The sequence below is a fragment of the Tenacibaculum xiamenense genome (assembly GCF_964513065.1).
GTDB lineage: Bacteria > Bacteroidota > Bacteroidia > Flavobacteriales > Flavobacteriaceae > Polaribacter > Polaribacter xiamenense.
The window spans coordinates 67,933-80,772 of record NZ_CAZEQU010000005.1; the positions used below are offsets into that span (position 1 = coordinate 67,933).

At 33.0% G+C, this 12,840-nt stretch carries 6 protein-coding genes; all 6 read right to left on the minus strand.

The features are described 5' to 3' along the window. Window positions 1-2: 2 nt before the first annotated feature. The 6 genes from ACKTTV_RS00770 to ACKTTV_RS00795 all read right to left on the minus strand — a co-directional run bounded on the left by ACKTTV_RS00770 (window position 3) and on the right by ACKTTV_RS00795 (window position 12,739). A complete protein-coding gene (locus tag ACKTTV_RS00770) occupies window positions 3-6,461 on the minus strand; it encodes an amino acid adenylation domain-containing protein (RefSeq protein ID WP_408028894.1) in 6,459 nt (2,152 codons plus the stop codon). A gap of 716 nt (window positions 6,462-7,177) precedes the next feature. Next, window positions 7,178-8,455 (minus strand): alginate export family protein, encoded by a 1,278-nt coding sequence (locus tag ACKTTV_RS00775; RefSeq protein ID WP_408028895.1) that lies wholly within the window; start codon window positions 8,453-8,455, stop codon window positions 7,178-7,180. Between the two features lie 31 nt (window positions 8,456-8,486). Continuing rightward, the gene (locus ACKTTV_RS00780; RefSeq protein ID WP_408028896.1) at window positions 8,487-9,305 is read right to left on the minus strand and encodes an ABC transporter ATP-binding protein; all 819 of its coding nucleotides are present in this window, start codon (window positions 9,303-9,305) and stop codon (window positions 8,487-8,489) included. A gap of 10 nt (window positions 9,306-9,315) precedes the next feature. Further along, complete coding sequence (locus tag ACKTTV_RS00785; protein ID WP_408028897.1) at window positions 9,316-10,152, minus strand: ABC transporter ATP-binding protein; 837 nt, start codon at window positions 10,150-10,152, stop codon at window positions 9,316-9,318. 18 nt (window positions 10,153-10,170) lie between these two features. Further along, complete coding sequence (locus tag ACKTTV_RS00790) at window positions 10,171-11,280, minus strand: ABC transporter permease (protein ID WP_408028898.1); 1,110 nt, start codon at window positions 11,278-11,280, stop codon at window positions 10,171-10,173. Window positions 11,281-11,338: 58 nt separating this feature from the next. Next, the gene (locus ACKTTV_RS00795) at window positions 11,339-12,739 is read right to left on the minus strand and encodes a CmpA/NrtA family ABC transporter substrate-binding protein (protein ID WP_408028899.1); all 1,401 of its coding nucleotides are present in this window, start codon (window positions 12,737-12,739) and stop codon (window positions 11,339-11,341) included. Between the last annotated feature and the right edge of the window lie 101 nt (window positions 12,740-12,840).

Genomic DNA, 12,840 nt, shown 5'->3' on the forward strand with positions numbered 1-12,840 from the left:
ATTTATATTTCGATATTTATACTATATTCTTTTTTCTTGTATTTAAGGTTGTATTCCTTATGTTCTAGATAGCAAGCTATTTCATTTATGGTAGTGAATATGAAGACGTTTTGAATAGCAATTTCAACTTCTAATTCTTTACGAAGCATAGAAACAAAACGAGTAGCTAATAAACTATGACCTCCTAATTCAAAGAATTGATCATAAATGCCTATCTTTTCTATTCCTAATAACTCCTGCCAAATAGTTACTAACTTTTCTTCTATTTCATTTCTTGGAGGAACATATTCTTTAGTTGATAGTTCCGAAAAATTAGGGGAAGGCAATGATCTTTTATCTAATTTCCCATTAGCTGTTAAAGGCATCTCTTTTAATTCAACCCATAAGCTTGGAATCATATAATCGGGCAAACTCATTTTTAAATCTTCCCGTAATCTGTCTTTATTTAATTCTCCATTTGGAACAACATATCCTACTAAACATTTGTTTCCGTTTATATCATTTTTTGTTATAACACAGCAATTGGAAATATATGTATGTTTAAAAAGCACATTTTCAATTTCTCCTAATTCAATTCGATAACCACGAATTTTTACTTGATTGTCTCCTCTGCCTATGAACTCTATATTGCCATCTGGTAACCATCGAGCTAGGTCTCCTGTTTTATATAATCGCTCTTCTTTTTTAAAAGGATTCGATACAAATCTCTCTTCCGTTAATTCCGTGTTATTTAAATATTCTTGAGCCAATCCTAAACCTCCTATATAAAGCTCTCCTATAATACCTTTGGGAACTAGGTTTTTGGCACTGTCTAAAACATAAAATTGTGTATTATGTAGAGGCTTTCCGATAGGGACATTAGAGATAGATGATAAACTTGTTAAATCTTTAGCTTCATAATACGAACTATCTATAGTTGCTTCCGTTAAACCATAGCTGTTAGTGATTCTTATTTCGTTACCGAATCTTTCATACAATCGTTTGTAGTCATTCATGTGACAAACATCTGATCCTAATAAGATTTGCTTAACCCATGAATACGTTAAGTTATTTTCATAGATATAATCCATCAAAGGAACACCCAAAGCAGGTGTGGTTTCTATCAGAGAGATTCGATGACGCTTGATAAGTTTGTACAATGCAGCTAAATCAAAACGAAGATTGTCTGGACAAATGATCATTTGCCCTCCAAATAATAATGATTTGCATAAATCACCTATAAAAACATCAAAAGCATAACTCGCTATTTGGAGTAGGTTGGTATGTTCGTCAACCTCAAACACTTTTTTCCAACTTAAGGCAATGTTCGTAAGTCCTAAATAATTCACAACTACACCTTTGGGTTTCCCTGTAGTACCAGAAGTATAAATTATATAAGCTTTATCATCTGGTGTTGTAATTCTACTTAGTTTATCAATGGGCTCTTTTTCTATAGCTTTATCATCTTTATCTAATAGAATTCTCTTAAAATTTTCTGTTGAGACTAATAACTCATTAACAATACTATCAGTGATGATAAGGCTCAATGTAGAATCTTTGATAATATATTCAATACGGTCGGAAGGATAACGAGTGTCAATGGGTACGTAGGTTTTTCCAGATTTCAATATTCCTAAAACACTAACAATTAAGTTAATATTCCGCTGAATAAATACGCCCACTAGGTTGTTATCTGTCTTATAATTATTGGCTATATAATGTGCCAGTTGATTTGACTTATTGTCTAGTTCTTTATATGTGATAGAAGTATTATTAAAAACAACCGCTATGTTATTCGGTGTTTTTGTAACCTGTAACTCAAAGAAATCTACAATGGTTTTATCTAAGGGAAGTTTTAGATGTGTATTGTTAAAAACATTTAATAGCTGATCTTTTTCTGTCTCAGGTAAAATTGAAATGCTATTAACTGGTATGTTTTTTTTCGATTTTAATCCTTCTAATAATTGAACTAGAGCTTCTTGCATAAGTGCAATTACTCTATCGGCTTCAATTTCTTCATCAACTTGAACTTTTAAGCCAAAATCAACACCATAATCATCTATATCAATGGAGAATGGATAATTAGAATGTTCCTGATTTTCTATAAAATCAAGCCCTAAATCAATAAGGCGATCGTTTTCTCTTTCTTTTTCAATAGGGGAGGAAGTGTGACGGAAGTTTAATATTGCGCTAAAAAAAGGGATGTCGTTAGAGATATCACTCCAGCCTTGAACTGATGATATTGAAGTTTGTTCATAGGATAATAATTCTCCTAATTTCTTTCTAACTTCATTAACATATTCAAGTGTATTCCCCTTTAATTTTATAAAAAATGGTAAGGTATTGATGAATAATCCTAATGAATCAGTAGCTTGTAAAGAACCTTGTAATCGTCCAGAAAATAAAGAGCCAAACAAAGCATAATCACTATTACTACATTTACCTACAAGTAATCCAAATGCTGCGTGAAATAGAACAGCAGGACTCATTCCTAATTCAAGGCAAACCCTACGGATTTCTTTATTTATGTTGGAAGGTAAAACAATTTCAGAATCTCTTAAAGTACTACCATTACCTCTAATATCTGATAAGCCGAATGGATAGGTAGGGTCTTCAATGCCTGATAATAACTGTTTAAAGTAAAACTCACTATCGTTTGTTTCTTGTAAATGTAACGTGTGACCTATAAAATTTCTATATAAAGCAGGCTTAGGAAGGGAGTTTTTATTCCCTGATAAATATTCTTTAACTTCTAAAGTAATCTTTTCTATACCAACATGATCTAGCACCAAGTGATGCCCTAGTAAAATTAAATAAAAGGCGTTGTTTTCGAGATCATTTACTGTTTGTAAGGTTAGTAAGGGTGTTTTAGAAAGATCAATCCATTGATTACCTGGAGCCGTTAATAACTTTAATTCGGATAACGTGTCTTTAGAGTTATCTAAAATCAATTCTTCAACTGATAAATTAACTTTTTTAAGTACTACTTGAACGGGTTTTGGCAACCCTTTACTTAAAAAGCATGTCCGCAAAACATCATGCCGATTTACAACAAATTGAACAGCATTTATAAAGGAAGCTCTCTTTTCTTTATTGTTAAAAGACAATAATATTGGAGTTACATATGGATCGCCAAGGTTTTCACCATTTATTAAATGTTGAAAATAAATTCCTTCCTGCAAGGGTGATAGAGGATATATATCTTGGATATTAGAAACTCCACTAGGGATATTTCGAACGATTCTATCGATATCTTCTTGTTCAAAATTTAAAAGAGGTACCATTGATGGAGTGATATACCGTGTATCTTCTATAATACCGTTGGCAGGAACTTCATATTTTGTTTTTAATGAGATTAGACTCTCGCCAATTCCAGCAATAGTGGCTTTCGAAAAAACATCCTTTACCGTAACGTGATAATCGTTTTTTTGTAATTGATCTATTAATTTTACAACCAATAAACTATGTCCGCCTAATTCAAAAAAGTTGTCATAGATTCCTATTTTCTCTATGCCTAACAGCTGTTGCCAAATGCTTACTAACTGTTTCTCTATTTCATTTCTCGGCTCTACAAAGGTTTTACTAGATAATATAGTTTCATTAGGTTCTGGTAAGTTTTTTTTATCCACCTTACCATTGGCAGTTAAAGGCATCTTTTCTAATTCAACCCATAATGTTGGAACCATATAATAAGGTAAACTTTCCTTTAAAAAAGATTCTGTAGCTTCCTTGTCAAAATTTCCTTCCGAAACAACGTATCCAATCAAACTTTTATTTCCATTGATATCATCTTTTGTTACAATACAGCAATTGGAAATAGATGTATGTTTAAAAAGTTCATTTTCAATTTCTCCTAGTTCAATTCGATAACCACGAATTTTTACCTGAGAATCTCCTCTACCTATAAAATCTATATCCCCATCTGGTAACCATCTGGCTAAATCACCTGTTTTGTATAATCGATCACTGCCTTTAAATGGATTCGGAACAAATTTTTCTTGGGTTAAAGCACTATTATTTAAATATTCTTTAGCCAATCCTAAACCTCCTATATACAGTTCTCCTATAACACCTTTTGGAACTAAGTTTTTAGAGGTGTCCAGTACATAAAACCGCGTGTTATGTAAAGGTTTTCCTATCGGAACATTGGGTAAAGAGGATAACTCAGATACATCTGAAGCTTCATAATACGAACTATCAATTGTTGCTTCGGTTACACCATAACTGTTTGTAATTCTAATGCTATTTCCAAATCTTTCGTACAAGCGCCTAAAGTCATTCATGTAGCAAACATCTGATCCTATAATAACTTGTTTAATCCATGAATACTCTAAGTTGTTTTCATAGATGTAATCCATTAATGGAATTGCTAAAGCAGGAGTAGTCTCTATAAGGGAAATTCGATGACGCTCAATAAGTTTATGTAGAGCTGCTAAATCAAAACGAAGATCGTCAGGGCAAATAACCATTTTACCTCCAAATAACAATGTTTTACATAGATCACCTATGAAAACATCGAAAGCATAACTCGCCAGTTGGAGTAAGCTGGTATATTCATCAACTTCAAATGATTTTTTCCAACTAAAAGCAATGTTTGTAACTCCTAAATGATTTACCACAACACCTTTTGGTTTTCCCGTAGTACCTGAAGTATAAATTATATAAGCTTTATCATTTGGAGTTGTAGTTATATCTAATTTATCAAAAGGTTCTTTCTCTATTGCTTCCCAATCTTTATCTAATAAAACTCTCTGAAAGTTTTCTGTTGATATTAATAATTCATTAGAAAGACTATCAGTAATTATAAAACCTAAAGTTGAGTCTTGAATAATATGTTTAACGCGATGGGAAGGATAACGCGTATCAATAGGAACAAAGGTTTTTCCCGATTTTAAAATACCCAAAACACTAACGATTAAGTCAATGTTCCGCTGAATAAATACACCTATAAGATCATTCTTACCATTATAATTATTGGCTATATAATGAGCTAGTTGGTTTGACTTATTGTCTAGTTCTTTATAGGTGATAAAAGTATCCTCATAAGCAACTGCAATAGCATTGGGTGTTTTTATAGCTTGACATTCAAATAAATCTACGATTGTTTTATCTAAGGGAAATTCAATTTTTGTATCATTAAAAGTGGCTAATAATTGATCTTCCTCCTTCTTAGTTAAAATTGAAATATTTTGGATTGGGTTTGTTAACCCATTTTCAAATTGTCTTAAAATAAATAATAACCGCTCTACGAACTCCTCTATCTCTGTTTTTTCGAAATATTCTTGAAGGAAATCAATATTTAGTATTAATGAAGAATCTTCTCCATAATCACACCAACGTATTGATAAAGGGTCTTCTAAATCTGTGATGGGAGACATGTGTTTTATTGCTACATGCAAGCCCGAGGACAATGATTTTGCAAAGGGAAAAGGTTCGTAGTTTATGATAATATCAAAAATCTGTTGCCGGTTTTCCGATAACAATTTTAAAGACCTATTTAAATGAGAAATTGGATATTTTCTATGTCTATAATCATTCCGCTGTATTTGCTTTAGCTCAGATATAAAATCTAACAAAACTTTGTCAGGCTTATATTCTCCTTTGAACGGAAGAATGCTCGAAAACATTCCTAGTGTTTTCCGTTCTTCACGACTTACTCTGTTATGTATAGGAATACCGAAACTAAAAACTTCTTGATCTGTAGTTTTTCCATAATACACTAGCAATGCAGCCAAGGTAAATTGAGATAAATTAGCCTTCGTCTTTTTTGTTAAACGGTTGAATAGGGCTTGATCGGATTTTGAAATATGCATTGAGAACCGACACCCCTCAGTTTTGCTATTTTTTTTATTGTAATTAATTACCGGTTTAGGAATGCTACTAAATTTCTCTTTCCAGTAATTTGCATCTTTAATGTATTGTTGTGATTCTAAATAATCGTTGCTTTTTTTTGCAATATTGAAGTAAGAAGGGTAATTATTTGATACAGGCTTGTCGGCGTTATTAAGTCTTCGGTCATATTCCTCTGTAACATAGTTTACGATGAGAGCGGTACCAAATCCATCATATACTAAATGATGATTATAACTATACCACCAATGAAGATTTTCCTTTATTTTTATAAGTGAATGCTTGTACAACTTTTCTTGTTTTAAATCAAAAGCTGTATCAATTTCTTGCTGCATCCATTCTTTTGCTTTCTGTTCAGGATCAAGTTCGTTGGAAAAGTCGATTTCATTTAAAAAAACTTCCTCATGCTTGCCAACGTACAATAAAGGCTCATACCCCGTGAAATCATATTTTAAGTTATAAGTGTCAAATGCCATTGATAAACTGGCAACAACACTTTTGAATAGAGCTGTGTCAAGGTTTCCTGTAAGAACAACATATCCGCCCATATTATACATAGGGCTTTGAGGGTTTACCAATTGACCATAGTAAACCTCTAATTGTGCTAAATGCAACTTCTCTTTTGAAATCATGTAGTTTAGTAAGTTACTTTTGAATAAGATTTTAAAATGGAAGAGATACGCATCGGATAGTGATATCAAATATTTGATTTAATATCAGTGATGCTTTTTGATAGAATTTTTCTTATCGATGTATTGCAAAAGCGTAATATTTCTTGCAATGCACTATAGTTAAATACAAAATTTAACTGAAGCTATAAAAATCAGCTAACCAGTTTCCTTATAGTTTTGTAGGATAAATGATTTGATATCTCTTTAGATGAGATTAATGATGATTTTATATGCTGGAAAATTGATAATAAATGTTTCTAAAAAAGTTAAGTTTTATTGTAATAAAAAACTGTTAGGATGTGTTGGAGTCTTAACCTTTATAATATTTTTTGTAAAAATAAAGTGGAAAAAATAGAATTTGAATACGGCTTCGCCCTTACCAATCACATTATGGTCTTCTTCTAAATCTTATTGAGTAATTTTGGGGTAAATATAGAAAAAAAAGGTAATAAATATCACTTAATTTTTAATTTAAAGATAATTTAATTTCCAGTTATTGCGTGAGCAACGATTTGAAAAGTGGAAAATCAAAAAACAAGAGAAGAGGTCGAGGGGTGCATGAAAAGCTTAAGTAATAATGAATGATATCTTGTTATTATTAGTCGTGCTTTAAGAGTAAGTATGATAATTGGGGAATTGAGATTAAGTTGTATGGTTGTTAATGATAATTGTTTTGTTTATTTAAAAGAACTAAAAAGTTTTGGTTTTATGACTAACATTACCCAAGCCCAACTTTGACTATCCGATGCTGAATTTTCGGAAACTCCTTTTAATTCGTACATACCATCGCTGGCAAACATTTGAGAATAACCGCCAACAACAGTAAACCCTTTAAAGCCTTTTTTAAAGACTAAATCAATCTCTGTTCCTAGTGATTTTTCTCCACTTGGTAATTCTTGATGTCCACTGAAGTTTAATGCTTTTACCATGATACTTGACTTTTTCCCTAGATTAAAACTTGCACTAGCATGAATATCAATTAACCCCACAGAATTTGCATGGTTTCCAACATAAAAGTAATCCATGAGTCCGTTGAATTTATGATTGGTTCCATAAAGAGGGAAAAAGGCAGCAGAATCATCTTTTGCTCCGCTAATGCTTTCAATACCTAATCCTAAACCTATTTTGTCAGAAGCCTTGTAGTTGAACTCCAGTCCGAGTAAATTAGCTCCTTGTACCTCCACTGAGCCTTGACGTTCACCAGTTTGGAAATAAGCATTCGCTGAGATTCCAAGTTTTCCTTTTTTATAGTTTAAGTGTGTTCCTATGGTTTGTAAATTGTTCGTTCCATCAGGAGTTACTCCGTCTTGTTCATACTTTTGGAATCCATTATTCATGACTAATAAACTACCAGAAAAGTGATTCCATTTTTTTGATAAATGTAGCATTTGCATGGTTTTATACGAGAAAAAACCTGTTGTATTGTACGCATTACCCGTATTGGTAAAACCGGTAGGATTATCATAGTCTTGGTTATAAGCGAAGGCTGCATCAATAGCAAGTTGATCTTTTTGATACTTTATTAAAGCTGCATCGTGATTTCTTCCTTGTTGAGCCCAATCCAAACCACCCAGTATCCTTTGGTCATCATAAGATAGTATTTGTCGTCCTATTTTTGTTGAAAAGCCTTGTCCTAGGTCTATGGCAGCCCAAGCCTGAAAAATGGCAAATGAATCGTTTTGATCATCTGGTAAAATTTGTCGATTTTCTCCCCATACCATCACATCTTGAAGACTTAAGTAAAAGTCGTAAGAATCGGTTTTGAATCCGGCATTTAGTCGAGCTCTTGTAGAGATTCCAAATCCTAGATCTTGATTGGTGTCAATTAAAGTTCCAAAGCCGTGTCTGGCTTCTGCTCTAGGTCTGAATTCACCAGTTAAAGTAAATTGAGCACTTGAATATTGGAGGGTTATTACTGTTATAAAAATGTAAATTAAAGATCTTTTGTTAAGCATAGTTTTGATTTTTGTTTGTTAATTGGGAATCCTAATGTTCTAAAAAGTCGATTAAATGTTTTCGGTAGCGGTAATAGTCGTCATGTTCTAAAATCACTTTTCTCGATCTTGGTCTTTCAAAGTCGATATTTAAAACATCGCCTATTTTTGCTTTAGGACCACTGGTCATCATTACTACGCGATCCGCTAAAAAAATGGCTTCATCAACATCATGAGTAATCATCACTGCAGTAATTTTTTCTTTATTCCATATTTCAATAAGAATGTCTTGTAGTTCTCCTCTTGTTAGAGAATCTAACATTCCAAAAGGTTCATCTAGAAGTAACACTTTTGGTTTAATAGCAAATGCTCTTGCTATTCCTACACGTTGTTGCATTCCTTGAGAAAGGTCAGAAGCCTTTTTATCAAATGCATCTTCTAACCCAACTTTTTGTAAATAGTATTTCGCAATATCATGACGCTGTTTTTTCGTAGCATGCGGAAAAACTTTATTTACTCCGAGTAACACATTCTGTAAAGAAGTCATCCAAGGCATTAAACTCGGAGCTTGGAATATGACACCTCTATCTGGACCTGGTCCTTGAATAGGTTTTCCTAAAACAGCTATTTTACCATCAGTAATTGGGTTCAGTCCTGCGATCATGGAAAGCATTGTTGTTTTACCACAACCAGAATGTCCAATTATTGTTACAAACTCTTCTTTTAATATTTGAAGATTTAAGTTTTCTAAAACAACATAATCACCTGTTGGTGTAGGATATACCTTTTTTAGGTTGCTTAGGTCTAGCATAACTTCAGTTTGAGTACTGTCAGGAATACTAGCTTTCTTTGGTTTTAATAAATCTATCATCTTATTTGTTTTATAGGAAAGTAGCAGGAGCTAAATCAGGAAGTTCAAAGGCTTCTTTAATTTCCGATTTTCTTTCGTTACCAATATCCATGAGATATTCGATAATGCTATTACGTGTTTTCATGTAATTCGGATTATCGTTGAGTTTTGTTTTATCTCGAGGTCTTTCAATATCAATTTTAAACTCTGGACCTAGTGTTGCGTTTGGACCAGGACGTAACGGAATAATCCTATCTGCCATGTATATTCCTTCGTCAACATCATTAGTAATCAACAATGCGGTACGTTGATCTTTCTCCCAGATTTTTAAAATTTGATCTTGCAAATTTCCTCTAGTTAAAGCATCTAAAGCACCTAAGGGTTCGTCCATGATAATCATGTCAGGCTTCATAGCTAAGGCTCTAGCAACGGCTACACGTTGACGCATTCCTCCAGAGAGTTCTTGAGGAAGTTTATTTAAAGCATGTGAAAGCCCTACCATTTCTATATAATGCATGGATTTACGCTTCCAAACTGATTTTTTTCGTTTCGGAAAGGCTTCTTTAACCGCCATTAGTACATTTTGTTCTACCGTTAACCAAGGCAGCAAAGAGTAGTTTTGAAATATAACTCCTCGTTCATGACTAGTTTCAGTAACCATTTTTTCTTTAAATAGAATTTCCCCACTTGTTGGTTGTAATAAACCATTAATAAGATTTACTAAGGTGGTTTTTCCACTTCCCGTAAAGCCTACGATTGCTACAAATTCTCCTTCTTCTATAGATAAATTTATGTTTGATAATACTTCTGTAGCATTAGTTCCTTCTCCATATGTTTTGCAAACATTCTTTAATTCTAAATACGCCATAATTTTAAATTTGAAAGATTAAATAGCACTTGTTTTATTGAAGGATACAGAGTTTTGTATCAGTAGCATAAATCGATCTAATAGAAATCCGATAATTCCAATAACAAACATGGCTACGATAATTTTAGCGTTGGAATCATTAGCACCATTTTGGAATTCTTCCCAAACAAATAATCCAAGTCCTGGGCTTTGAGCTAGTAATTCAATAGCAATCAACACCATCCAAGCTACAGACAAAGTGATTTTTAAGCCTGTAAAAATTAATGGTAAAGAAGATGGAAGTATAATTTTAATGATTTTTTGAAAATTCCCTAATTTTAAAACCTTAGCAACATTGATATAATCTTTATCAACTGTTGAAACTCCCATAGCAGTGTTGACAAGTGTTGCCCACATTGAACATAAACCAACACTTATAAACGATATAGTGAATGAGCTGTCTTCACTTGAGTCTATCAATAGAGTTTTTACAATCATGAACACCAATAAATACCATACAACTGGAGATACTGGTTTAAAAATTTGAATAAACCAATTGAATGCGCTTTTCAGACTTGGGCTAAGTCCTATGAAAATACCTAAAGGAACAGCAACAAAAAACGCTAAAAGAAACCCTGCAAAAACGGTTTTTAAACTCCTGATTATTTGATCAAGAAAAGAAGGGCGTCCAGTGTATACAATCGGAGCTTTACCTTCGGCGATTCTCTTTTCGTTTAGAGCGGCTGTTTTTTCTTTGAAGGCTGATTTGTCAGCGCTTATAATACTATGATCTCTTAATAAAGAAATAAACGATTCCCAAACTTTTGCGGGTGAAGGCAAAGTATTTGGTTGACAACTTAAGTCTCCAGACGCAATACATACTTTCATTGCTTTCGCTGCTTCTTGACCTTGATCGTTCAATGCTTTTTGAATTTTAAAATCTGCTTCAATATTATATAAAGCTTTAGAACCTAAATGCCATGCTCCAAAGAATATCAAAATAGAAGTGATTGGAATGATAGCTTTGAATACAAATGCACGTAAAGTTGCTTTTTGAAGCTTTATAGATACTTGTTTTTTAATAAAGCTAAAGAGGTTTGTACCATTATTTTTTGGCATTTTACCTGCCGTTGTTACGATTGATTTCATCTTTTTATTTTTTATAATTCATAAAGAATTAGAGAAACGAGTTAATATGTTGAATCCGTTATAGCTCTCCTTGTGGTGCGCTTTCTTTATTCCCTATTTTGAAACTATTTATATATCCAATCGGATCTTTAGCATCGTATGCTTTACCATCGATAAAATCCGCAGTGGGACTTTTGTAACCATCTGTATCAGGAATATCAGAAGCAGGAATTGCTCCTTCTTTAACTAAAAGACTTGCTGCTTTTCTCCAAATATCAGGTCTGTAAATGTTTTTAATAGTTTCAGAATACCAGTCTTGAGGTTTTGATTCAGGTATTTGTCCCCATCTTCTCATTTGTGTTAAAAACCATATTCCATCTGAGTAAAAAGGGTAGGTTGCGTTGTATTTGTAAAATACATTGAAATCAGGCATCTCTCTTTTGTCTCCTTTTTCGAATTCGAAAGTCCCTGTCATAGAGTTGGCTAATACAATTTCATCCGCACCTACATATTGAGACATAGATAAAATTTTAACAGCTTCCTTTCTGTTTGCCGGATTGTCTAACCATTTACCAGCTTTGATAAGAGCTTTTGTAACAGCGATTGCTGTATTTGGGTTTTCCTCAACAAACTTCTCAGTCATCACAAAAACCTTTTCAGGATTGTTTTTCCAAATATCATAGTTCGTAGTAACTGGAACTCCAATACCTTTGAATACGGCCTGTTGGTTCCAAGGCTCACCTACACAATATCCATAAATAGTTCCTGCTTCCAGAGTAGCTGGCATTTGTGGTGGAGGCGTAACAGATAATAGTACCTCGGCATCAATCTGTCCTTGAACATTATCCTTGGTGTACATACCTGGATGTATGCCAGCAGCGGCCAACCAATATCTAATCTCATAATTATGAGTAGATACTGGAAATACCATTCCCATTTTAAATGCTTTTCCTGAATTCTTGTAGTCTTCAATAACAGGTTTTAGAGCGTCGGCTTTTATTGGGTGTATTGGTTTGCCATTTTCTCCTTTCGGAATATTTGGTTTCATTTTTGACCAAACGTCATTGGAAACAGTAATTCCATTACCGTTTAAATCCATTGAGAAAGGTGTAACGAGTTTTGCCTGACGTCCAAATCCTGCTCCAGCTGCAATGGGTTGACCAGCTAACATATGAGATCCATCCAATTGACCGTCAATAACACGATCAAGAACATTTTTCCAATTAGATTGTGCTTCTACAGAAACAAAAAGTCCTTCATCTTCAAAAAAACCTTTTTCCTTTGCAATGGCTAAAGGTGCCATATCAGTTAGTTTAATAAAACCAAATGTTAACTGTGGTTTTTCAATAGTTAATTGTTTCGAAACATTTGAAGGTTCGTTTACTGCGATATTTTTAGTTGTATCTTTTTTGCTTTTTGAACAAGAAGTCATAAGAATGACTCCAATTGCTGCGATTAAATGTAGGTTCAGTATTTTCATAAGTATAAAATTTATGTCTTTAGCTATCTTAACTTTACTTATTATTTAAGTTGAGTTATATTTTTAAGTATTAATACTTAATTTTTTACAAATTTATACGT